The sequence below is a fragment of the Stenotrophomonas sp. VV52 genome, from assembly GCF_002893095.1.
In the GTDB taxonomy this organism is placed as follows: domain Bacteria; phylum Pseudomonadota; class Gammaproteobacteria; order Xanthomonadales; family Xanthomonadaceae; genus Stenotrophomonas; species Stenotrophomonas aracearum.
In genome coordinates this window covers 1-23,264 of sequence record NZ_PKQQ01000023.1, presented here as the reverse complement: position 1 = coordinate 23,264, position 23,264 = coordinate 1, and the positions used below count along the sequence as shown (strand labels likewise).

General features: G+C 59.7%; 22 protein-coding genes and 1 pseudogene. 14 read left to right on the top strand and 9 right to left on the bottom strand.

The features are described 5' to 3' along the window. Positions 1-319 precede the first annotated feature (319 nt). The 7 genes and pseudogenes from C2U58_RS19370 (at position 320) to C2U58_RS19955 (ending at position 8,483) form a co-directional block, all read left to right on the top strand. Positions 320-898, top strand: coding sequence for a histidine phosphatase family protein (locus C2U58_RS19370; protein ID WP_099472824.1), 579 nt, complete (start codon positions 320-322; stop codon positions 896-898). A 1,561-nt stretch (positions 899-2,459) separates the two neighbouring features. After that, positions 2,460-4,880 carry a DDE-type integrase/transposase/recombinase gene (locus C2U58_RS19360; RefSeq protein WP_102947298.1) on the top strand — a complete coding sequence of 807 codons (2,421 nt, stop codon included), beginning with the start codon at positions 2,460-2,462 and terminating at the stop codon, positions 4,878-4,880. After that, positions 4,880-5,458 (top strand): annotated as a pseudogene (locus C2U58_RS20350) (AAA family ATPase); the annotation flags it as partial. The gene C2U58_RS19360 and the pseudogene C2U58_RS20350, both read left to right, overlap by 1 nt. Positions 5,459-5,626: 168 nt before the next feature. Next, complete coding sequence (locus tag C2U58_RS20345; RefSeq protein WP_229302317.1) at positions 5,627-5,881, top strand: hypothetical protein; 255 nt, start codon at positions 5,627-5,629, stop codon at positions 5,879-5,881. A 10-nt stretch (positions 5,882-5,891) separates the two neighbouring features. Next, positions 5,892-6,122, top strand: a complete 231-nt coding sequence (locus C2U58_RS19350) for a hypothetical protein (protein ID WP_102947296.1) — start codon at positions 5,892-5,894, stop codon at positions 6,120-6,122. Further along, positions 6,122-7,141, top strand: coding sequence for an ATP-binding protein (locus tag C2U58_RS19345; protein WP_102947295.1), 1,020 nt, complete (start codon positions 6,122-6,124; stop codon positions 7,139-7,141). The genes C2U58_RS19350 and C2U58_RS19345 overlap by 1 nt, the downstream gene beginning before the upstream one ends. A 112-nt stretch (positions 7,142-7,253) precedes the next feature. Continuing rightward, entirely contained in the window at positions 7,254-8,483 is a 1,230-nt protein-coding gene (locus C2U58_RS19955) for a hypothetical protein (protein WP_324618425.1), read from the top strand. A 15-nt stretch (positions 8,484-8,498) separates the two neighbouring features. Here the strand turns inward: C2U58_RS19955 and C2U58_RS19950 are convergent, their stop codons facing one another. Beyond that, on the bottom strand, positions 8,499-8,699 hold the full coding sequence (locus C2U58_RS19950) for a hypothetical protein (protein ID WP_116896465.1): 201 nt from the start codon (positions 8,697-8,699) through the stop codon (positions 8,499-8,501). 306 nt (positions 8,700-9,005) lie between these two features. Between C2U58_RS19950 and C2U58_RS19335 the strand changes: the two genes are divergently transcribed. Next, a complete protein-coding gene (locus tag C2U58_RS19335) occupies positions 9,006-10,166 on the top strand; it encodes an IS30 family transposase (protein WP_102947293.1) in 1,161 nt (386 codons plus the stop codon). Positions 10,167-10,389: 223 nt separating this feature from the next. Here the strand turns inward: C2U58_RS19335 and C2U58_RS19330 are convergent, their stop codons facing one another. Continuing rightward, on the bottom strand, positions 10,390-10,758 hold the full coding sequence (locus C2U58_RS19330) for an H-NS histone family protein (protein WP_099472814.1): 369 nt from the start codon (positions 10,756-10,758) through the stop codon (positions 10,390-10,392). 297 nt (positions 10,759-11,055) lie between these two features. Between C2U58_RS19330 and C2U58_RS19325 the strand changes: the two genes are divergently transcribed. From C2U58_RS19325 to C2U58_RS19315, 3 genes are all read left to right on the top strand, one after another. Continuing rightward, the gene (locus C2U58_RS19325) at positions 11,056-12,153 is read left to right on the top strand and encodes a hypothetical protein (RefSeq protein WP_102947292.1); all 1,098 of its coding nucleotides are present in this window, start codon (positions 11,056-11,058) and stop codon (positions 12,151-12,153) included. A gap of 51 nt (positions 12,154-12,204) precedes the next feature. Continuing rightward, entirely contained in the window at positions 12,205-14,184 is a 1,980-nt protein-coding gene (gene betT, locus C2U58_RS19320) for a choline BCCT transporter BetT (protein ID WP_102947291.1), read from the top strand. Between the two features lie 123 nt (positions 14,185-14,307). Continuing rightward, complete coding sequence (locus tag C2U58_RS19315) at positions 14,308-15,579, top strand: DUF2254 domain-containing protein (protein WP_102947290.1); 1,272 nt, start codon at positions 14,308-14,310, stop codon at positions 15,577-15,579. Positions 15,580-15,618: 39 nt separating this feature from the next. Here the strand turns inward: C2U58_RS19315 and C2U58_RS19310 are convergent, their stop codons facing one another. The 5 genes from C2U58_RS19310 to C2U58_RS19290 are packed head-to-tail and all read right to left on the bottom strand — an operon-like array spanning position 15,619 to position 18,672. Further along, positions 15,619-16,413: a sulfite exporter TauE/SafE family protein gene (locus C2U58_RS19310; RefSeq protein ID WP_102947308.1), complete on the bottom strand. Its 795-nt coding sequence runs from the start codon at positions 16,411-16,413 to the stop codon at positions 15,619-15,621. Between the two features lie 18 nt (positions 16,414-16,431). Beyond that, positions 16,432-16,869 carry a TIGR01244 family sulfur transferase gene (locus tag C2U58_RS19305; protein WP_099472807.1) on the bottom strand — a complete coding sequence of 146 codons (438 nt, stop codon included), beginning with the start codon at positions 16,867-16,869 and terminating at the stop codon, positions 16,432-16,434. Beyond that, the gene (locus tag C2U58_RS19300) at positions 16,866-17,297 is read right to left on the bottom strand and encodes a YeeE/YedE family protein (protein WP_102947289.1); all 432 of its coding nucleotides are present in this window, start codon (positions 17,295-17,297) and stop codon (positions 16,866-16,868) included. The genes C2U58_RS19305 and C2U58_RS19300 overlap by 4 nt, the downstream gene beginning before the upstream one ends. Further along, a complete protein-coding gene (locus tag C2U58_RS19295) occupies positions 17,294-17,734 on the bottom strand; it encodes a hypothetical protein (protein WP_102947288.1) in 441 nt (146 codons plus the stop codon). Before C2U58_RS19295 ends, C2U58_RS19300 begins: the two co-directional genes overlap by 4 nt. Beyond that, the gene (locus tag C2U58_RS19290; protein WP_205416972.1) at positions 17,731-18,672 is read right to left on the bottom strand and encodes an MBL fold metallo-hydrolase; all 942 of its coding nucleotides are present in this window, start codon (positions 18,670-18,672) and stop codon (positions 17,731-17,733) included. The genes C2U58_RS19295 and C2U58_RS19290 overlap by 4 nt, the downstream gene beginning before the upstream one ends. Positions 18,673-18,843: 171 nt before the next feature. On the opposite strand from C2U58_RS19290, the gene C2U58_RS19285 reads away from it, so the two are divergent. The 3 genes from C2U58_RS19285 (at position 18,844) to C2U58_RS19275 (ending at position 21,763) form a co-directional block, all read left to right on the top strand. Beyond that, positions 18,844-19,137 carry a metalloregulator ArsR/SmtB family transcription factor gene (locus C2U58_RS19285; RefSeq protein WP_049441866.1) on the top strand — a complete coding sequence of 98 codons (294 nt, stop codon included), beginning with the start codon at positions 18,844-18,846 and terminating at the stop codon, positions 19,135-19,137. A gap of 506 nt (positions 19,138-19,643) precedes the next feature. Continuing rightward, positions 19,644-21,122 carry a SulP family inorganic anion transporter gene (locus C2U58_RS19280; protein ID WP_102947287.1) on the top strand — a complete coding sequence of 493 codons (1,479 nt, stop codon included), beginning with the start codon at positions 19,644-19,646 and terminating at the stop codon, positions 21,120-21,122. A gap of 107 nt (positions 21,123-21,229) precedes the next feature. Further along, positions 21,230-21,763 (top strand): arsenate reductase ArsC, encoded by a 534-nt coding sequence (locus tag C2U58_RS19275; protein WP_102947286.1) that lies wholly within the window; start codon positions 21,230-21,232, stop codon positions 21,761-21,763. Here C2U58_RS19275 and C2U58_RS19270 read toward each other — a convergent pair. Together C2U58_RS19270 and C2U58_RS19265 are read right to left on the bottom strand one after the other, a co-directional pair. After that, positions 21,724-22,809: an ArsO family NAD(P)H-dependent flavin-containing monooxygenase gene (locus C2U58_RS19270; protein WP_102947285.1), complete on the bottom strand. Its 1,086-nt coding sequence runs from the start codon at positions 22,807-22,809 to the stop codon at positions 21,724-21,726. The genes C2U58_RS19275 and C2U58_RS19270 overlap by 40 nt on opposite strands. A gap of 24 nt (positions 22,810-22,833) precedes the next feature. Then, a partial coding sequence (locus tag C2U58_RS19265; protein ID WP_172448198.1) for an FAD-dependent oxidoreductase occupies positions 22,834-23,264 on the bottom strand: 431 nt, incomplete at its 5' end.

Here is a 23,264-nt window from a genome sequence, read left to right as displayed (position 1 = left end):
CGCCTTCTTCTCTGGTACTAGTCCTAATTCATTGATCCCATTACCAAAGTAGGTGCCCACCGGAACCCCAAAGTCTGTGCAGCCTGTTAGGATTTGGACCATGCTTTGCCCCCCCTTGAGTGGCAAAGATTGTGTGGTGCGAGGCAAATGAGCGTAGCCCGCCGCAGCAGACAATGGTCCAGAACCATTGCGACAATGCGAGGCGGCCTAACAGCACTAGGTACTGGCTTAAGAGGGCCTATGCGTCGGAGTCAGGGTGCATCCGAGACGGGCGGCAGGCACCTGCCCAGAAGACAAACAAAACAGGGGGAGAGGGAAGATGCTAGTGGTAGTTAGGCATGCGCAAAGCATGGCTAATGCGGGATTTGCAACCGCCGATCCCGAATCCATTGCCCTTACTGCCGCAGGGGAGGAGCAGGCTCGCGCATTGGCAATGACCTGGTCGGCTGCGCCTGACCGCATCTTTACCTCACCATTCCTCCGGGCTAGGCAGACATCACAACCACTCGCCGAACGCTTCAAGATGGTCGTTGCGCCCCTGGGGGTCCACGAGTTCACTTATCTATCGCCTGAGCGGTGCGTGGGCACCTCGGCAGCAGACCGCAAGCAGTGGGTAGAGGACTACTGGTCCCGTTGCGATCCAAACTATGTGGATGGACCTGGTGCCGAGTCATTTGCCCAGCTAGTTGCCCGCGCTGCGCGAGCGCTGCGCATTCTTAAATCCTATTCCGCGCATGAGCAGGTGGTCGTGTTTAGCCACGGCCAATTGATGCAGGCGATGCGCTGGATTTGCGGGAGCAAGGCTCCCTCCGTGGTGAACGCTGCAGCGATGGGCGCATTTCGAAAGCTGGATTTGGATCAGCCTATAGCCCATTGCCAGAGGGTATCTTTCGAATAGAAGGCGATCGCGGATACTGCCAACCTCCCGGCCCCGCCCCCGCCGCAGATCTTTGGCCTGGTCGGATCAGAAGACTACCCGTTACGCGCGAAAAGCAAAGGCTGTTGATGAGGGGCGCACTTTTGGTATCGGTAGGAGATGATTGGGCTCACAGGCTCTGGGATGTGAACGCCACGCCTTTCAGCAGCCCGCCTCATCAAGTAGGAGGGCTCGTGGACGTCGTTCCGGATCTGATCCCAGATCACGTCGTCATTCACGTGAATTGGAAAGCTCGTGTCCGGCAGCAGGCGAAGAAGTTGCTTCGTCTGTGTGATCAACTCATGAGCGTATGGGCGCACTCTGGGATCTCTGCATGCTCCAGATAGTGCTCGTATCATGTGGCTTGCCGCATACCACTGGCGATCAGCCAACCGCTGCAAGTGGAACAGGCGATACGCGCAGGCGAGCATGAGAAAGCCATAGATGTCACCTCGTTGATAAAGGCCATCCAGGTCATATGCCATCACCGGCAAGCGGTTCTCATCAGTGCTGGCCGTGTCGCCTGGGAATGAATAGCGCACCCCGAGTAGCCCGGCGCTGGACGTAAATAGGCGATTCCAGCCAACAGCCGTCCTCATATCCCACTCTCGAAGGCTGAGGGCTGCAAAGGGCCACTTAAGCACCGCCTCAAGTTGGGGGTGCTGCAGGGCAAGGTGCTTGCGCCGCCTCAGTGATAGTGATCGCAATCCCTGCCGATATGCACTGAACTCATCGCTGCGCATCATCAACGCACCATCTAGGCTCTGGCGCCGAAGAACATAGCGTGCCCTCAACTCTTCCTCCCCGCCTTCCACCAGAGACCATGTATTCCAGAGAATCCTGGAGTGCAGCCTGTCCGATGCATCAGAGGCAGGACGACCTAAATTGGAGCACTGCATCGCTTGGAGTGCTTGGCAAGCTTCGTGCAACTCCCCCATCGGAAACCTCCAAAAAAAGTAGACGTTGGAAGGGTAGTTTTGCTGGATGAAAAGGCTACGGTAGAGCGCTAGGGTTACCTGGAACCTAGCATCACTGGAGCGTACGTGAGCCTACCAAGTAAAGAGCCGGATGCATTGTCTGTGGCTTGGGTGGCGCAAACCTATGGTGGGCTGGTGCCGGCCAAAGACCTGTCGCGACTGCTCGGGTTCAATAGCCCGGCAGCACTTAGGCGGGCAAGCGCCACAGGTCGTTTGCCAGTGACGCTGTTTCGTCCACAAGGTCGTCGCGGGTGGTTCGCTCACGCCGCCGATGTCAGCGCATACCTTCGATCTCAGGCACCTCAATCTCCGAGGGAGGCAGGCAGCCCATGACCTAGCCCAATCTGAACTTCCCTTGCCGGAAGTTGGAAAGAAAAAACCCGTGAGGTAGGACTCACGGGTTTTTGGGTCGGCGACTTTGCAGGTCTTGCCGATACTTTCCCCTTCCCTGACTCCCCTGTCAAGCCTGCGCAGGCCTGTCACGGGCACCTATGTCCGACTCGGCTGGTGGGGCTCGCCCAGGCCTCTTGGACGGTGCTCCTGTGGGGTGCGCATGAGGAATCGGCATGTCCACAGACCCACAATTTGGTGGCTTATCGTTTGAAGACCGTCACCAGCTTTACACCCGCATAAAAGCAAGTGAGCTCAGTATTCGGCAGCTCGAGAACATGATTGCCGGCAGCGGAACCAAGACCGTAGGCAGGGCGGCGCTGAGAAACGTTCGTGTTCGGCACAACTCAATCAAGAACGGTAGTGCGCGAACAGTTGAAAGCCACACGTGCGAGTTGGTCTTTGCCTATGAGCTTGAGCTTGACCCCGAGGTGCTGGGCTACTACGTACAAGTACCCTGCCGCCGCGTGCAGCGAACCACGGCGTCCGGGCGCAATCACATCAGCACTGCACATGTAGATTTTCTTGTATTTCGCAGGGACCACGTAGAGCTAGTGGAGTGCAAGCCGCTATCGTGGCTGGAGAGCCAACTGGCGCTTCCGGACTCCCTTTGGGTCAAGCAGGACGCGGTATGGACCTATTCCCCCTACGCCCAATGGGCGCGGCAGCATGGCCTCGCGTTCAGAGTCTGGGTGCCGCCCACTCCAACCGGTGTGTACCTCCAGAACCTTGAAGCCTGCTACGCGGTAGCCGGTGATGCCCTTCAGCAACATGAAACTACCGCAGTAACCAAGGCAGTTGGGCTAATCGCCAAGCGCCCCCTTCTGCTGGACAGTCTCCTCGCCGAGGTGCCCGGCTTCACACCGCGCCTAGCGCTTTGGATGCTGGGAAGATCGGCGGCCTTCGGTCCATGGCAGAGCACTCCCGCGGCTAGGACTGACCGCTTCCATCTGTATGGCACGAAGGAGCAGGCCAAGGAGGCGGACGAGCTACTGCTTGGAGCCATTGTCAAAGCTCAGTCGCAACCAGCTGTGGACGATCCATTACTGGTGGCAACCGCTACAGACCTCCAGCGGGCACACCAGCGACTCAGTAGGCTTGCGCTGATTGAGGCCGGAAGTCTGCCCGCAACACGACGGATGGGCGCTCTGCAGCGACAGGTTCGAAAGGCTGTTGCCGAAGGAAGATCCGCGCTTTCGGCTTGTCTTACCAAATATGCCCTTAGCGGAAACCGAGCATCGCGCCTGCTTCCGGAACACGAGCAAGCCATAGAGACCGTCATCGCGCTGCACTGGAACACGGGGAGAGTACATAGACCGAAGGACTTGCTTTATGTGTTTGAAGAGGAGTGCCTTCGGTTGGGGGTTGAGCCTTGCGGTAGAGCTCGACTGGATGCCAGGCGAAGAAGCGAGAGCCCAACACGTCATGCGCTATCCACGGGTGGCTTTCGCGCCTACCACGCGACGCGTACACGCACCGATCCTCGCCATCGCTCGCTGCCTCCGATCGGATATGGCCACACACTGCACGTGGATTCGTCGGATCTAGATGTTCGATGCGCGCCGAACCTGATTCACTGCTTCCCAGCAAGCAAAGCAAAGTTCTATATCGGCATAGACGGAGCGACGGGCTATCCGATGGCTCATGCAATGGTATTTGGCTCAGCAAGAACCGACGCCTTGGCATTGCTCATGCGTGAGTACGTCAGAAGACAGGGCTTCCTGCCCAAGTTGATCCATCTGGATCGAGGGCCGGAGAACACCTCCCGCTGGCTACAAGATTTCTGCCATGGCGAGATTAGTCTAAGGTTCTCCCCAACGGCGGGCAGCGCCTGGAATGGCATTGCTGAGAACGCCATCAAGCAGGTCAACGAACAAGTAGCACAGCGATTCCCAGGAAGCACGCGGCCCGACCAGATGGGACGTAAGGTCGACGGCAGGTTCAAGAGCCGAAACAATGCGAGGACGGACTTTGTCCGTGTGCACGAGGAGTTCCTGAAGTTCGTCTATCACGACCTTCCTATGACACCGGGGCCAGATGATACAACGCCAGCTGAGAAGAGGGTTGAGGCGCTCGCGGCCTACGGCGCTGTCGGAACACCGTGCGAATGGGACGATGGGTTCCTAATCAGAACTGCGATCAAGGTGGAGACCAAGAAGCGAATCGACCGCCAGCGTGGCGTACGCACTGCCGATGGTTGGTTCACCAGTGACGAGCTTCTACAAGAGCTGCGAACTGAGAATGCCAGTGAGGTTCGCAGCGACTGTTGTGACCCAAGTGTGATGTACGTGAAGGTTCGCGGGAGCTGGTTCAAGGCCTTCCACAATAAAGTGCAAAGCGATGCGCTCTTGTCGGATCAGGAGCGACTGTTTCATTTGCTCTGGGCACCCACGTTGCGCTCACAATCGGCAAAAAGAAAAGAGGAAGTTGCCCGTGCTCGTCATTCGCGCCGAGTGCAGGCCCAAGCCGCAAGGCCCGCAACAGAGCACCTTGCCCCGGCGCCAATGACCGGCAGCGATGAGAGGATAGATATCGAGCCAGTGCCACCTGCGATCGCACAGGACATCGTTCCGTTCGATGAACGGGAGGACTACTGATGAAGATGGTTCAGCACCCAGCCTACGAGGGCCCACGCAAGCGATTGCGAATGGCGCTTGACCAACATCGTCCTGGGCATATGGTGTTCATAATCGGGCCATCGGGCGTAGGCAAGACCACGATGAGGCGCTCGGTAATGCAGGAGATGTTTGGCAATCCAGCATGCTGGGATTGTGGGCGGATACCCCTGGTCGAGACATTCGCCACACTTCCTCACGGCGCGTACTTCAGTTCGCGTCAGCTCGCTGTCTCTATTCTGCAAGAGTTGCACGCGCCCACGTTGGCGTGGCTACTGGACGGAAGCTATCTCGAGGAGGATGCAAAACTGCGAATACGACGTGAGCTCGCCGCAGCAACATCGGAGTGGGCGTCCTTAGCGCGAACAAGACAGACAGAAGGCGAGTACTGGGGGATGGTGCAGCGAAGCCTGAGAGCGCGTAGTTGCAAGTATGTATCAATCGATCAGGTCACAGCGCTACTAGTCAACCACAGAGACAAGTCCCCCGCTGACCACACCCTCCATCTGATGGCGATAGCTGAAGCCACAGGCGTGATGTTCGTTATGACTGGGGTGCACAAAGCCACGCAGTTGTGGTCGGTAAACTCCGAGTTACGACGCCGAGTCACAACTGTTTGGGTGCCTCCATATAGTGATAAGCGTCGGGATGACAAACTGCCGTTCCTTCGTTTGCTCAAGTCATTGGCCACTCGCTACGGGCTATCACAGGATGATCTGCTAATCCGGATGGCCAACGATATCCTTGCCGCTACCGGCGGCGTATTCGCTGAGGTGGTCGAACTACTGGGGCGGGCAGATATTGCTGCGAAGCAGGAGGGATGCAACAGAATTCTCAAGCGACACATCGAGATCTCCTACTACGGAAGTGAGGATCTTAGGAACCTATGGCGGGACATCGACGCCTTTGAGATGAGCATGGTTGCCGGCAGTGTTACTGAGCGATCAGAACATGTGAAGGCGCGCTGGGGATCTCCAACCTGAGGGAAAGGAAATGGTGATTACCGACTTAAATCAGATGCGGTGGGGCGCCGATGCAAGGCGGCGGCGCGACAATCTCGCGCGAAAACCGCACGCCAGGAGGCAGTTCGCGGCTGCATTAATCATTGCGATTGCACTCCTCTCCCCCTTGGCAGAGGTGGCGGAATCCACGAGTCACGAGGGCCAAGATATAGACCCTTCGCAGGAAGGTATAGAAGCGCTCGACAAAGCGGAGGATTTCTGATGAAAGTTCTCCAGCACCCAGCATACAGACGGCCGCGAGATCGCCTGAGGGCAGCTCTAGACAATCACAGACCGGGGCACATGGTCTTCGTCATCGGTCCGTCCGGTGTAGGGAAGACCACGATGCGTCGGAGCGTTATGCGTGAGATGTTTGGGAACCCCAACCTGTGGGAAAAGGGAAAAGTTCCTGCCATCGAGACGTTCGCGTGCTTGCCAGTTGGAGCATACTTCAGTTCGCGATACCTCGCCCGCGAGTTATTGAAAGAACTTAATGCGCCGACGCTGACTTGGGCGCTGGAGGGCGGATCACATTTGTCAATGCCCCCTTCGGACATTCAAGCCGAAGTTCGCGACAGAGACCTTCAGCTTGGACGGTATCAACTCAGGCTCACCGAAGCGGAGTGTTGGTCGTCTGTAAAGCGGTCCATGATTGCGCGTGACTGCAAGTATGTCGCTATCGATCAAATATCAGCGCTTCTGGTGAACCACAGAAACAAGTCACCTGCGGACCATGTATTGCACTTGATGACGTTAGCAGAGTCCGCCGGGTCGATGCTCATAATGACCGGGATCCACAGGGCAGTTCAACTCTGGTCGATCGAATCCGAGTTTCGTCGAAGTGTGACGTCTATATGGGTTCCGCCATATAGCGTTAGAAGAAGGGAGGACCGGGCTCCATTCTTGCGCCTCCTTACGTCGCTGACCGAAAGGCACAATTTCTCTAAACAGGACCTATTGATTCGAATGGCGGCGGATCTACTGGTCGCGACGGGAGGTGTCTACGGAGAGGTCGCTCAGCTTCTGTCGCGAGCTGAGGATGCGGCCAAGCAGGAAGGAAGCGAGCGGATCCTTAAACGTCACATAGAGGCTTCCTACTATTCAGACAACGATCTTGCCAACCTTTGGCGAGATATCGAGGATTTCGAGGATGCAATGGAGGCTGGAAGCGCCACAGCCAGGGCGAAACGGCTCAAGTCTAGTTGGGCCTCCTCTTATGGGGAGGTGTGCCGTGAAGTCTAGTACTCAGCGATTTACCTGGTCGTCCTTGCCTCCACTTCAATTGAAGGGTGTGGGAACGTCGCGAGTTGAATCCTTGGAGCACTACGTTCTACGGCAAGCGTGGACAGTCGGCGTGACCATGGCCAATATGATGTCGATAGTCGGTCCAGCTATTGATGGTGGGCGTAGAGGACAAGTCATGGGCTCGGGCAAGTATTGCGGTCCCAGCCGTGACTTCAGTCACCGTATCAGCACGCTCAAGATGCTGACCGCCCAGGACGACCTGCAGTGCGGCACATTCTGGGTTTTGGAGGACGTACTGGCCACCTACGGAGGAGGCCGAGACACAACGCGCCGCCGCTGGTGCCCAGTGTGCTACCGCGATTGGGACGATGATCTCTCATATGAGCCGCTATCGTGGATCGTCGACATTCAAGCTGAGTGTGACCAGCATAAATGCAAGCTCGAAACCACCTGTACAAGGTGTGGCGCGGACCAGCCGAGCTCAACAGACTACCAGCGGCGTAGAAGATGCCACAAATGCAAGCAATCGCTTTCCGGTGATGGTGTCGCCGCAGCGATTACTGGCGACGAGGCATGGGGTCAGCAGCAGCTTGCGTCCATAATCGAGCTTTGCGCGACGCCCTCACAACCCCAGATTCCATTCGAAAACTATGTTCGATTCGTGAAACTGCTCGTTGACGGACATCCGATGAGGCGCGCGTATCCTAACGCTCTCAAGGCGGAGTTCTACCGCGCCACCAAGAACTTGACCAGGGGTCGGACGACCATTCGTGCCATTGTCAATCTCTGCGCTCTCCAGTCCATCTCAGCACGCGACATCTTGCTAAGCCCAGATGCGGCGGCTTCCGAGCCGCTGTTGGATCTTTGGTTTAGCTATGCAACGTTAAAGCTACCTGTTGGGAGGCACGCGGAGCGGCTTGAGCGATGTGCCAAATGCTTTTCAGATGTTCTGAAGTCATCCGAGAAAGACCACTATGTACCGCAGATGAAAGTTGTACTTAGACGCTTCAGGCTCAATAGGCAGTTGCTAAGAGAGATGCACCTTGACGTCTACGAGGAGTACAAATTGAGATACGAAGAGCAAGGTCCGTACAGTCAAAGAGTTCACTTGAACAGGGCAATGGATCTTGCGCTACAGATGGTTGAAGGAGATGTAGACCAAGTGGGATCCCACCGCAAACTTCAGCAGGCAGCCAAGCAAATCGGCCAGCGATGCAATGTGTCGCTGGATGTGGGATTCTCGGTGATGCTCGGAGCACGAAACGTGCTGAAGGCGCTAAGTGAGAACCGCTTGCGAAAACAGCGGTCTGGTGGCCGGCGACCACATAGCGTCGCCTAGCCCTCGCGGCCTCTGTCAACTTTCATTCGTCTCGTGAGCCAGTCCCAACTCAGTGCGAATACGCTTCAAGACCAGGTCGCGCAACGGTCCACTGAGCGAACCATCAATGGCTGCGGCATAGATGTCATCATCACGATCTCCGATGGGCAGGCCCTCCAAGCGCAGAGAAGCCTGAGCTTCAATGAGTGCTTGGCGAAGCTGAGTTCTATTGGCCATTTCTGCCCCCGGAGGTTTAGCTGATTCTAGCGAAAGTTCATATGACGAGGGTTTGCCATGAGGGCTCTAATCCTTCGGATCCGACGCAATTTTGACCTAACACCGTTACTTTCGGCGACTCTGGTAGGCTGTACCGCTCGACGCCGGCGTCTCTTGGAACCTGGTGAAGTGACCGAGTTGCCTAGGATCGCAGCGGCCCGAAGCTATCCCGGCCGCATTGGCCCTGATCCAAGTCCGCTTCTGGCCGCGGATTCATATGATCGAAGCAACACACGGATAGCTGCACAGGCAGCGGGAGTGTTGCAGATGAAGCGCAGGAAGAGGATCTACTACACCGACACCCAGAAGGCACTGATGTGGGATCGCTGGCAGCAGGGCGAGTCGCTGCACCAGATCGCATCCTTGTTCGATCGGCACCATAGTTCGGTGCGGAACATCCTGGCCGAGCATGGCGGGATTCGTCCGCCGGTGCGGCGACGATCTCCGAGGGTGCTGAGCTTGGCCGAGCGTGAGGAGATCTCCCGTGGGCTGGCGGCGGGGCGCTCGATCCGTGCGATCGCCGCATCGCTCGGGCGGGCGCCTTCCACGGTGAGCCGAGAAGTCGGCCGCAATGAGGGCCCTGAGGGCTACCGCGCCAGCCAAGCCGACCATGCCGCCTGGGACCGAGCGCGGCGTCCCAAGCCCTGTAAGCTGGCGCTGCATCGAGCCTTGGCCGCTCGTGTGGCAGAGAAAATCCAGCGACAGTGGTCGCCTGAGCAGGTGGCCGGCTGGCTTAAACGCACCTATCCCGATGATGCGAGCCGTCAGGTGTCCCACGAGACCATCTATCGCACGCTCTACATCCAGTCGCATGGCGCCTTGAAACAGGAACTGCTCGCGCATCTGAGGCGCACGCGGGCGATGCGTCGTTCACGACACCACACCCAGAAGACAGAGAACCACGGCCGGATCACCGACACCGTCTCGATCAGCGAACGGCCAGCCAGCGCCGAAGATCGGGCTGTGCCGGGACACTGGGAAGGCGACCTGCTGTTCGGTGACCGGAACAGTCAGATCGCCACGCTGGTGGAGCGGCAGACCCGCTATCTGATGTTGGTGAAGGTGGCAGGCAAGGACACCGAGACCGTGGTCAATGCACTGATCAAGAACGCGCGCCGCCTGCCGAAGCAGCTGTACCGGTCGCTGACCTGGGATCGGGGCAAGGAGATGGCAGGACACCGCCGCTTCACCTTGGCCACCGACATCCAGGTCTACTTCTGCGATCCGCATCATCCCTGGCAGCGCGGCACCAACGAGAACACCAACGGCCTACTACGGCAGTACTTCCCGAAGGGGATCAATCTGGCCGATGTCACGCAGGCGAAGCTGGATGCCGTGGCGCGCCAGCTCAACGAACGGCCACGTAAGACGCTGGGGTACGAAACACCGGCAGAGCGATATCGACAAACTGTTGCGTCGATCGGTTGAATCCAAGGCCAGAAGCGGATACTGCAATCATTGCTGCCTGAGCGCACTCTCCAAAGGCAAGGGGAGCGCCTGCTGTTCGCCCGCTGTCACATCAACTGCGACTAGCTCCAATCTTTGATCGCCTACCTGGCAGGGCATTCCGCGCACCAGCATCCTGTTCGATCTGATGACTAGTGATTCTCAGGACCGGCTGCGGTACCGGTGTACGCCTGCCCCATTGTCACTACTTGATCAGAAAGTCATTCAGTGATTTTCCGCTTGCTACCAGCTCGGCTATCCATCGCGGTTGCCGCCCTCGACCGGACCACGTCTGGCCGCGCACTGCAGGATTACGGTACTTGGGAGCGATCTTGGGCACTGTCGATTTAGCAGACCTCCGATCGCCTCGCTTCTTGGCGGCTTCGGAGGGCGCGATCACTGAAGCGCCGTAGAGCTCTTCTATCGTGTAGCCATGATCTTTGACGTACTTATTGATCTTGGCGCGCATCGCTGTGGCCTTAGGGCGTGACAGCACTTTAGACTGCTGCTTCTCCGCCTGAGCAATCAGTGAGCGAAGTTCCTTGGCCGAAAGGCCGCTGATATCAATAGTCATGAATTCTTCCCCCGGTGTCGAGGCCCTAGCCTATTCTCAAATGACATTGCGTGTCACTCCATATCCACTATGAGTCGCTCAATCACAGGATCGACTACTAAAGTGGATCGTGTTAGCTACTCTCTCGCTGCACGTGACTTTCGCGTGGTATATGGACCTGAGGACTAAAGACGGGCCGTGAGTGATTGCTGTGGCGTCGCCAGGAGTTCTTTGAGATCGCCTGTTTGAGGCAATGGATGAATCGACGTTAGACTCAAGCGCTTTCCGTAGCAGATCAGGGAGGCAACGCGCACAACCGTGAGATCAATTCCCTTCATTGTCGCTGCCGCGTTGGTGGGAACTTCGCTGGCCGCAGATGCTTCTGAGGATAACCTCCATAGAGATCCTTACTTTGATCCAGGAGGCGCCGTCAGGTTCAACTATGGCTGGCTCGACTACGGGCCGACCAGCCGCCTGCAGCTTGAACTGATGCGTGCAGATCTTGATGCTGGAACCGGACCGTTTTCCTTCTCTGCCCAGTACCGCTGGTACGATGGTTTCGACGCCGTGCATCACGCCTACGCGGGCTGGCAGTTCTCCGATGCTACCCAGCTCAAGGCAGGTATCCAGCAAGTCCCGTTCGGGCTGCTCCCCACCGTTTCGCAGAGTTTCTGGTTCGGCTCCGGCTACTACCTGGGCATCGAGGATGATTACGATCCGGGCCTTGTGGTGATTCACCGCAGCGGCAGCACAACTTGGCATCTTGGCTGGTTCTCCGGAGACGAATACGGGTCCGGGGCTCGCTACGATCGCTACTCCTTTGATGTCGCGCAGACCGAGGCGTTGCCGTATCGCGAGCGGCAACGACTGCATGCACGCGTGGAGAGCGCGCGCGACTGGGGCGGCGGCGAACTGTTGCTGGGCGCATCAGCGTTTGCTGGCAAGGTGCAGAACACTCAGACACGGCGTCACTACGGTCATCAGGGCGCGGCCCTCCATGCACAGTGGCAGCGCGATGGTTGGACCGCGCAGCTGCAGTGGGCGCGGTACCGGTATGACGTGCCCGGAGATCGCATCGCAATGTCGGCGTTCCAATCCCCCTTCCAGGTTGCAGCGCAGGCGGATGTGCCAAGCGCCAACATCGCCTATTCGTTCGGCCAGAAGGGCTGGCTGGATGACATCACCTGCTATAACAACCTCAGCATGACCCGCCCGGTCGGGCACCGCGCGGGCCTTCGTGATTCGTGGCAGAACGTGACCGGTTGCAGCCTGCAGAAAGGCATCTTGCTCACCTATGTCGACTGGATCGCTGGCCGCAACATGTGGTTTGCTGGTGGTGATGGTATCGGCATCGACGAAGGAGGCCCTTCCAGCTGGCATTCGCGGCTGAACCTCAATATCGGCTTCTACTTCTGATCGGCCTCGCGCAAGCCGCAGGTTCTTCCACCCAATAACACGGAGGTATCCATGCAGAGCACGGCTCCGCAACATCCCCCCGTTCGCCAGCGGATCCTTCCGCAGGTGTTCATTCCCACGGCAGCCATCGTCATCGCGCTGCTCGCGCTTGCCACCTTCGCGCCCGAAATGGCCACGCGGTGGTTCACCGCGGCCAAGTCATGGGCTGCCAATGATGCAGGTTGGTTCACCATCCTTGCAGTAGCCGGCTTCCTGGTCTTCGTTGTCGGCGTCGCCATCAGCAGTTACGGCCGCATCAAGCTCGGCCCTGACCACAGTACGCCGGACTACAGCTACGGCTCCTGGTTCGCCATGTTGTTCGCTGCCGGCATGGGCATCGGTCTGATGTTCTTCGGCGTTGCCGAGCCCATCATGCACTACGCCACGCCGCCGGTTGGTTCGCCCGAGTCGGCCGCCGCTGCCCGCCAGGCGATGCGCATCACCTTCTTCCACTGGGGCATCCACGCATGGGCGATCTACGCTGTGGTGGCGCTGTCGCTGGCGTACTTTGCGTACCGACACAATCTCCCGCTGCGTGTCCGCTCCGCGCTGTATCCGCTCATCGGCGACCGTATCCACGGCCCGTTGGGACATGCCGTGGACACGTTTGCCGCGCTGGGTACCATCTTCGGCCTCGCCACCTCGCTGGGGCTGGGCGTCATGCAGATCAACGCCGGCCTGAACTACCTGTTCGGCCTGGAGGTCAGTACCCTCGCCCAGGTTGGCTTGATCACCGTCATCACACTGGTGGCCACCGGATCGGTCGTGGCTGGCCTGGACAGCGGCGTACGCAGGTTGTCCGAGCTCAACATGATCCTGGCGGCGGCGCTGCTGGCCTTCGTGCTGGTCTGTGGACCTACCGTTCACCTGATGCAGGCGCTGGTGCAGAACACCGGCATGTACGTTTCCCAGCTGTTCTCGATGACCTTCAACCTTTATGCCTACGAACCCACGGGTTGGCTGGGTGGCTGGACGCTGTTCTACTGGGGCTGGTGGATTGCGTGGTCGCCCTTCGTTGGCATGTTCATCGCGCGCATCTCACGTGGACGCACCGTCCGTGAGTTCGTGGTGGGGGTGCTGCTCGTACCGCTTGGCTTCACATTCCTGTGGATGACCATCTACGGCAACACCGCGTTGCACATGGTGCGGGCGGAGGGCATCCAGCAGTTGGTGCAGGCGGTCTCAACCGACAGCTCGATGGCGCTCTTCGAGTTCCTGGAGCACCTGCCGCTGACCATGCTGACCTCTTCGCTGGCGGTCATCCTGGTTGCGCTGTTCTTCGTAACCTCAGCGGACTCCGGTGCCCTGGTAATCGACATGCTCACCTCGAAAGGCGAGGAGGAATCGCCGGTCTGGCAGCGGATCTTCTGGGCGCTGCTCGTCGGCGGCCTGGCGATTGCATTGCTGGTGGCTGGCGGGCTGGAATCGTTGCAGGCTGCCACCATTGCCAGCGCGTTGCCATTTACGATCGTCATGATCCTGATGTGCTGGGGACTGCTGAAGGCCATGCATCTGGATGCCACCAAGCGCTCGATCCTGCGCGAGGCACGTATCCTGCCGGGTACCAGCGAGGATTGGCGGGCGCGCCTGCGCCTGCTGGCGCACAACCCGTTGAAGATCGAGGTGACCGGCTTCATCGAGCAGCGCGTCATTCCTGCATTGGAAGAGGTTGCCGCTGAGCTTCGCAAGCAGGATCTGCCGGTCCAGGTCTCCAAGGGAGAGGATGGTCGTGCGTGGCTACAGGTTGGCCATGGCGAGGAGATGGACTTCTTCTACTCCGTACGGCCCCAGCCCTATGAGCCGCCGACGTTCGCCCTGCAGGATCCCCGTCGGCCGGTCAGCGAGGGCACCCGTCATTACCGTGCGGAGGTCTATCTGCGGGAGGGCGGGCAGGACTACGACGTCATGGGGTGGACCAAGGTTCAGCTCATCCACGATGTGCTCGATCAGTACGAGCGCCACCGTCAGTTCCTGGACAAGGTGCGCTCGTAGAATCCGTACACAGATGCCGCCCGGAGGGGCGGCATCTGCCTTGGGCCGGGCATGACCCTGCCTTTGACGTGGCCTCGGCACCCGACCGTGCTATTGATGGTCGAACTGCCCAGGAAGTAGCCCGTGCTCACCAGATTGAGGCTTGCAGCCAGCAAAGTTACAAAGCGGATGTGGTTCCGCTCCACCCTGTATGGCGCCCTGGGCATCATCACAGCGTTGGCCGGCGCGTTCCTGAAGTTCCTAATTCCCTCCGGCCTTGCTGCACGGATCGGCGCCGATTCCGTCGGTAACATTCTTGGCATACTTGCCGCGTCGATGCTGACGGTCACCACCTTCTCGCTGTCCACCATGGTTTCGGCATACGGCTCCGCGTCCAGCAGCGCCACCCCGCGCGCGGCCCGCCTGCTGATCGAAGACACCCGGGCCCAAGGTGCGCTGGCCACCTTCATTGGTGCCTTCCTGTTCTCGATCGTGGGCCTCATCGCGCTCAGCACCGGCATCTACGGGGACAGCGGCCGGCTTGTGCTGTTCGGGGCAACCATCGCGGTCATCATTGTCATCACAGTGACGTTGCTCAGGGCTATCGAGCAGTTCTCACGCTTTGGCCGCGTTGGCGAAACCATCGATCTGGTGGAGCGGGCGACCAAAGCGGCAATGAAGCGCCGCGCCGAGGAGCCTCGGCTCGGCGGAGCCAGTGCTGTCCCGGTAGGGGAGGGGGCGGTACTGCTGGTTGGCGATCAGGTTGCCTACGTTGAACATGTGGACGTCGCCCGGATCGACGGCATTGCACAGGAACATGATCTGCGCGTTCATCTGCTCTGCCAGCCGGGTACGTTCGCAACTCCGGCCCGTCCCTTGATAGCCATCGAGGGAAATCCACTTCCGGAAGTGCAGAGTGAAGTGATCTCAGCCATTTCCTTCAGTGACGCGCGCTCCATCGAGAATGACCCACGGTTCGGGCTGGTAGTGCTTGCGGAAATTGCCCAGCGAGCCATGTCACCTGCAGTGAACGACCCTGGCACCTGCATCGACGTCATCGGGACCTGTGTCAGGCTGCTCTGTGCATGGGCCAGCCACACTGGGGACGCTGCGACGTGTGATGTGCTTTATCCGCGTGTGCACGTGCAGTGCCTCGATGTCCGCGACATGTTCGAGGATGCATTCACACCAATCTCCAGGGATGCGGCCGGCTCGCTGGAGGTCAACATCCGGCTGCAGAAGGCCTTCGTAGCGTTGGCAGGGTCCTCGAATGAAGCGACTAGAGTCGCATCACAGGCGCATGCCCGCATTGCGTTGGAGCGCGGCCTATTGGCCATGGATTTCGAAGCTGATCGCAAGGCGCTTCGAGCCGTCGTATCTAATTTGACTCTGGAAGATGTGGACCAACGTTCGTAGTAATTTCCTAACAATGCCTTTGAAGCGCTGCGCTGGCTATCAGTGCTCGGCTGTGGTCTGGAACACATCCGGCCAGCCCACCTTCCACAGCATGTATGCGGCAGTAATGAAGATCAGTACTGCAAATACCGTGTTCAGAGCTCCACGATAGCTGGCAAGCTTCGTCGAAGTTGCTGCTCCTGCAGTACCACCAGCCATGCCGGCAACGACGAACACTGCCGCGAGCTTCCAGTTGATCAGACCTGCATGCGCGTAGTTCAGTGCGGTGGTCATGCCAAATGCGGCGACGGCGACGAGCGAGCTTCCGACTGCGGCGATCATCGGCATGCCCGTCGCGGCCACCAGTGCGGGCACGATAAGGAACCCTCCGCCAATGCCAAAGAAGCCGGATAGCCCGCCGGCGGTGGCGCCCAGCCCAATCAGTGCGGGCGCGTTGCGTCTGCCGAGCCGAGCGTCCGCGAATCCAGGCGTGTTGCGCCTGCGAAGCATGGCGATGCCGACAATGACCATGACCACAGCAAACAGCGCCAACAGCCTCTTGCCGTCGAAGGCCTTGCCCACGCTGGAACCCAGGTAGGCGCCCGCGACCCCCGCCAGGGCGAAGACCGAAGCACAGGGCCAACGAACATTCCCTCTACGGGCGTGTACCACCAGATTCGACACCGCATTGACCGCCACTGCCAGGGCGCTGGTGCCGATAGCCGCATGCGGATCTTCCACGCCGACCACGTAGAGCATCAGTGGTACCGCCAGGATGGATCCGCCCCCGCCAACCACGCCGAGCACGAAGCCGACCAGAACACCAGACAGGCCGCCCAGCACCCACTGCAGCAGAGATAGGGTTTCCATATGTCAGTCGCCGGACGCCGGACCTTGCTGCAGCCGTGTTGCGATGGAGGAAAGGTCATAGCCTGCGTCCGAGGCAACAGACAGGACGTGGGCAAACGCCGCTCTGTTGTGAACGACTTCCGACAGCGCCCAGAGCATCGCAGCACGGGTGCCGGTTCTGCAGTACGCGGCAACAGGGCGTGGCAGCGCGTCGATCAACCTGGCAAAGGTATGCACCTGATCATCGGTAATGACACCAGGCACGACGGGAAGATAGGCAAACTGCATGCCCGCCTGGTGGCAGGCAGCCTGCAGCGCATGGTGACTGGGCTGCTCCGGCTGTTCGTCGTCAGGCCGATTGCAGATCACGCTCGCAAAGCCCTGCTCCTTCAGAGTTTCAATATCCTCTGGCAGGAGCTGACCGGATACCTTGAGGTTGGCAGAGAGTGGTTTGAGGTTCATGGTTGTCCCATAGGTGCAGTGGGGTGATGAATGAGGCCATGCAGGATCACGCCTGCGATCATTGCCGTGGTGAAGATGATCGCGAAGGGCTGGCCGGTTCCCAGCAATGCGATGGCAGGGCCGGGACACACTCCGGCCAGTCCCCAACCCAAGCCGAATATTGCCGAACCAATGACCAGGCGCCGGTCGATGATGCGATGGGTGGGAATGTGCAGCGATTCGGCAAGCAGAGGTGTTCTACGGGCGCGTATCCGCAGGTAGGCTGCGCCGGAAGGAATCAGTGCGCCCAGCATGACCAGCGCCAGTGAGGGGTCCCAGGCGTCGCTCACATCAAGGAAAGCAAGCACGCGGGCTGGGTTGGCCATATCGGATACAACCAGGCCCAATCCGAAGAGTGCGCCGCACAGGAACGCGGCAAGACGGATCATGCCGGGCCCCCGGTCGCAATCTGTACCAGGGTCGCCGTGGCCATGCCTACGAGCATGAACACGCAGGTCGCCACCACTGACCGCGGCGACGCCCGGCCCAGGCCGCAGACACCGTGCCCACTGGTACAGCCCGCCCCAAGGCGAGTTCCGTAACCCACCAGCAGTCCCGCAATCACCAGCACCACAGTTCCGTTTGCGGAGAGCGCCGGCAGGGGTATGGGTCTGGCCGCCAATGCCAAGCCTGACGCCAGGGCAAGTCCTGCCAGAAACAGGACAGCACTGCTGCGCCCGCCGTCACCTGTCATGCCCAGTGCCCTGGCAAGCAGACCCGAGATGCCAGCAACGCGCCCGAGAAGGAGTAGATAGGCTCCGGCCGCTGTACCGATCATCGCACCCCCAGCGAGCGGCCAATACCAAGCCAGATGAGAGAGCGTCATAGCAGGTCCACCGGCAGCTTGAGGTAGCGCACGCCGTTGTCTTCGGGTTCGGGCATATGGCCTGCGCGCATGTTGACCTGCACTGATGGCAGGATCAGCCGTGGCATCGGAAGCGTGGCATCACGAGCCTCCCGCAGTTGCACAAACATGGCTTCGCTCACGCCCTCGTGCACATGCATGTTTGTCGCCCTTTCGGCACCGATGGTTGTTTCCCATGCGAAATGGTCCCGGCCGGTGGCTTTGTAGTCGTGGCACAGGAATACACGGGCGGCGTCGGGCAGGGACAGCAGGCGCTGGATCGAGCGATACAACTGGCGAGCCGAGCCACCTGGAAAGTCGCATCGGGCGGTGCCGTAGTCCGGCATGAACAGCGTGTCTCCAGGAAATACGGCGTCGCCGATCACGTACGCCAGACAAGCGGGAGTATGGCCTGGCACGTGCAGCGACATCGCCTGCAGATTACCGATGCGGAAGGAGGCACCGTCAGCGAACAGGTGATCGAACTGGCTGCCATCACGCTTGAACGCAGTACCGGCATTGAAGACCTTGCCGAAGGTTTCCTGGACGGTGGTGATGTGTTCGCCAATAGCCAGCGCGCCTCCCACCTGCTCCTGCAGCCATGGAGCCGCGGACAGGTGGTCGGCATGCGCGTGGGTTTCCAGCAACCACTGCACCTGCAGGCGCTCGGCACGCACGTAGTCCACCAACGCCGATGCGGAGGACGTGGACGTGCGGCCTGCGGCCATGTCGAAGTCCAGGACGCTGTCGATGATGGCGCACGCTGAAGAAGTTGGATCGCGTACGACATGGCTGGCAGTGAACGTAGCAGGGTCAAAGAACGTCTTCACGGAAGGTGAGGGAAGCAGGCCGGCACGCGCATCACTGACCAGGCGCACAGCCTGCTCCAGGGGGGCGTCTACCGCTACGGATGGGATCATGGCTGGCTCCAGGAGGCTTCGTGGCCTGAGAATTACATAGTTACGTAATCTGTGCAACTATGGAAACATGCTAGATTGAATCGGTTACCCATGGTGTTCGCATCACATCAGCCGCCCAAGTTGCCATTGCCTGTGACCAGCCCCCCATTCAGCCCGTCTGACCTAGCCACGATGAAGGAGCGCGTGCCCGAAGTGGCCGAGTTGCTGCGCTTCATGGCCACCCCCTCGCGCCTGTTGCTGCTATGCCAGCTCGCGCAAGGTGAAATGACGGTGGGCGGACTTGAGGACGCAACTGGCATTCGACAGCCGGCGCTCTCCCAGCAACTGGCCGAACTCCGCCAACGAAAGCTTGTAGCGACCCGGCGGGAATCGCGGTCGATCATCTACCGCATGGCAGACCCGCGCGTTGCAGCACTGCTGGGCGCGATGCATGGGATCTTCTGTGCGGACGATGCATCAACTTGAAGTGGCCTAAGGCGTCCTAGAAGGGACGGGCTAGACTCACTGACCTAGGGGAATTTAGGCCATTGGCGTAGTCTGCCCCAAAACCAATTGACCGCAGCAGGCTCGAGGTCTGCTGCGGCCTAGGGATGTTTATCAGGGATGGGGTGGATGTCTGCGTATGGCCGATAGCGGGACATAGGACCCGCGGCGAATGTCCACCTCTTCTTTGGCGATTCGGTCAGAGCTCAATTCAGTCTGATCAACTGCCTACCAGCTTGTCGACCTCGCCTGCGAAATGATCTTGGGATCTGGGAAGCTACCCTTGAGAATGCACCGAGGCGACCGCGATGCCGGATTTCCCCTCAGGCGCTATGCCGGTTTACAATAGACCGTCAAATACCTAACGGATCGGCTAGCGATGACTCCACCCTGACGCTTGATTGAAGAAGCGATCCAGACACTTAGGTCTGGAAGGGTGCCTGTTTCTTTCGTTTGGCGCGCACGGCTGTGCGCGGAGATCATTTCCTATGTCTGCAATTTATCCCCTGCGCCAGCAATGGCTCGGTAACATCCGTGGTGACCTGCTGTCGGGCATCGTCGTTGCGCTAGCCCTGATTCCTGAGGCAATCGCGTTTTCCATCATCGCCGGCGTCGACCCAAAGGTAGGTTTGTATGCCTCGTTCTGCATCGCCGTCATCACCGCCATCGCCGGTGGCCGCCCTGGCATGATCTCGGCTGCGACCGGCGCCATGGCGTTGGTGATGGTTACGCTGGTGCGCGAGCACGGCATCCAGTATCTGTTTGCCGCCACCATCCTGGCCGGCGTGCTGCAGATGCTGGCCGGCGCCCTGCGGTTGGGCTCGCTGATGCGCTTTGTGTCGCGCTCGGTGGTGACCGGATTTGTGAATGCACTGGCGATTCTCATTTTCATGGCGCAGCTTCCCGAGCTCATCGGCATGCCGTGGATGGTGTATGCGATCTGTGCTGTGGGTCTGGCAATCATCTACCTGCTGCCGCTGCTGACCAAAGCCGTTCCTTCGGCATTGGTGGCGATCGTGGTTCTTACGGCCGCTTCCATGTATTTCGGCTTCCAGGTACGCACCGTAGGCGACATGGGGGCGCTGCCTGACAGCCTGCCGTCGTTCCTGATTCCGGACGTGCCATTCACCTGGGAGACACTCCAGATCCTGCTGCCGGTTTCGGCGACTTTGGCGGTCGTTGGCCTGTTGGAATCGCTGATGACCGCGCAGATCGTCGAAGACATGACCGATACCCCGAGCCAGAAGAATCGCGAATGTGCGGGCCAAGGCTTGGCTAACACCGTAACGGGCTTCTTTGGGGGCATGGCAGGCTGTGCAATGATCGGCCAGTCGGTGATCAACATCACTTCCGGTGGCCGAGGCCGTCTCTCCTGCCTGGTGGCCGGCGTGGTTCTGCTCCTCCTCGTTGTTTATGGGTCAAACCTGGTGAGTCAGATTCCAATGGCCGCACTGGTCGCGGTGATGATCATGGTCAGCATCGGAACCTTCAGCTGGCGCTCGCTGCGCGAGCTGGCCGTTCATCCCAAGAGCTCTTCAATTGTGATGATTGGGACGGTCATCGTGACCGTGGCTACCCACGACCTTGCCAAGGGCGTGTTGACAGGCGTGGTCCTGTCGGCCGTGTTCTTCACCCGCAAGGTCGGAAAGATGCTGAGCATCGACGACACCCAGGTCGACATCGACTCGCGCGTCTACGTTGTGAGGGGGCAGGTGTTCTTTGCGTCTGCCGGACAGTTCGTGAGCAGCTTCAACTATCTGGATGTCCCCAAGAACGTCAAAATCGATCTGAAGGACGCCCACTTCTGGGACCTGACCGCCGTTGATGCGCTCGACAGGGTAGTGATGAAGCTGCGCGAGCACGGCGCGACCGTTGAAGTGTTCGGTCTCAACGATGCAAGTGAGACCTTGGTTGATCGCCTGGGAAAGCACCGTACGCCAGGCGCCGCGCTGTCGTCGGGTCATTGAATGAGCGAAGCGGGCACCGAAAGGTGCCCGCGTCCTTTCCGGCGGTCATCGAACTGACATATGGGAAGGTAATACTTCGATTGTTCTAGATAAATAGTTGCGATGGTATGCGTACCCTGAATGTTCTGTTCCTCTGCACAGGCAACTCGGCGCGCAGCATTCTTGCCGAGGCACTAGCCAACCATTTAGGGCGCGGACGTATCCGCGCTTACAGTGCCGGCAGTTATCCCAAGGGCGTAGTTCATCCAGTGGCCCTGCAGGTGCTCTCGGAGATTGGCTTCGACGTTGCCGGGCTGTCGAGCAAGCCGTGGGAGGCATTCGCAGGTCCGGAAGCACCACAGATGGATCTGATCGTGACCGTGTGCGATCGCGCAGCGGGTGAAGCGTGTCCAGTGTGGCCAGGTCACCCGGTTACGGCTCACTGGGGTATCCCCGACCCGGCTGCAGTACAGGGCAGCGCGGAGCAGGTCCACAAGGCGTTCCTGAGCACGCTTCACCAGCTCCAGCATCGTCTCGGCTTGCTCTTGGCGCTCAAGCCTGAAGCGCTGGACCGCATGACCCTGCAATCGCAGGTGCGGGCGCTGGGCAATGGCGCCGAGGCTCACGCGCCAGATGACAGCGGAGAAAAAGCCCCAACGTAGTCGCTGATTTGCCTTACTGCCTCGCGCGCGTATCGGGTCACCCCGATCAGCGTGGCCGACGCTGCGCCATTCCAGTCGCCATAGCCAAGCAGCCAGACCGATGGCGCTGCGACCGAACGGACCTGGGTGTCATCCACGTCGATCCGACCCAGGGCGTTGACCATGCCCATTCCTTCCAGGTGCGACAACGCCGGCCGGAAGCCGGTGCACCAGATCACGGCGTCCAAGTTGCGTTCGCTGCCATCTGCCCACTGTATGCCGGTGGCGGTGAAACGGACGGGTGGCGGCATGGAGACCAGTACACCGCGGCGCCGCGCATCCACCACCGGCGGCACCATGACGATGTCGCCAAAACCACCGTGCGGAACATCCGGTTCGCGGCCTTCCTGCTGGGCCCTCCACTTCTCGGTTGCGCGTGCGAACAGAACGCGCCCGTCCACATCGTCGGCCAGGAAGGCTGGCTTGCCCTGGGTGATCCAAGTGGTGTCGGCCACCTTTGATACCTCGGCCAGAATCTGTGCCCCTGAGTTGCCGCTGCCGATGATCGCCACGCGCATTCCGGCAATGGATCCAGGATGGCTGTAGTGGGCCGAGTGCAGCTGCGCGCCGCCGAATGCGTCCATACCTTCATAGTCGGGCGTGTAGGGATGCCGCCAGGTACCTGTGGCGCTTATCACTGCACGCGTATGCCACTGTCGGCCGTCATCTGCTTCCACCAGCAACCGGGTTCCCGAACGACTGACGCGTTCCACCTGCACGGGACGGATGACGGGCAGTGCATATTTGTGCTCGTAGCGCGTGAGGTAGTCCAGCACTTCCGCCTGCGAAGGGTACGGTTCCCGGGTGGCGGGCATCGGCCAACCGGGAATCGAGCTCCAGCCCGCCGGCGAGAACAGATGCAAGGATTTCCACGCATGCTGCCACGCCCCACCAGGTGACGCTTCAGCATCAAGAATCACATAGGACAGCCCGCTGCGACGCAGGAAGTAGCCAGCCGAAAGACCCGCCTGCCCACCTCCGATCACCACCACATCGACGCTGTCCATCTGGAATTCCTCACATCGCTGCACTCAGGCGGCGTTCCTGTGCTGCTGTTGATCGGAGATCTTAAGTGCATCCAGGTAGCGCTCGGCATCCAGTGCGGCCATGCAGCCGAAGCCGGCGGAGGTGATGGCCTGCCGATAGTGCTGGTCGGCCACGTCGCCTGCGGCGAACACGCCTTCCACCGAGGTCTGGGTGGCATTGCCGCCCAGGCCCGAGCGGATTTCCAGGTAGCCGTTGTTCATCGCCAGCTGGCCGTCGAACAGGGTGGTGTTCGGGTGATGACCGATTGCCACGAAGAAGCCGTGCGCGTCGATGTCGCGGGTGCTGCCGTCCAGGGTGGACTTCACGCGCACACCGGTCACGCCGGCATCGTTGCCCAGCACTTCCTCGACCTGGTGGTGCCAGACGGTTTCGATCTTGCCGGCCGCGACCTTGGCGAACAGCTTGTCCTGCATGA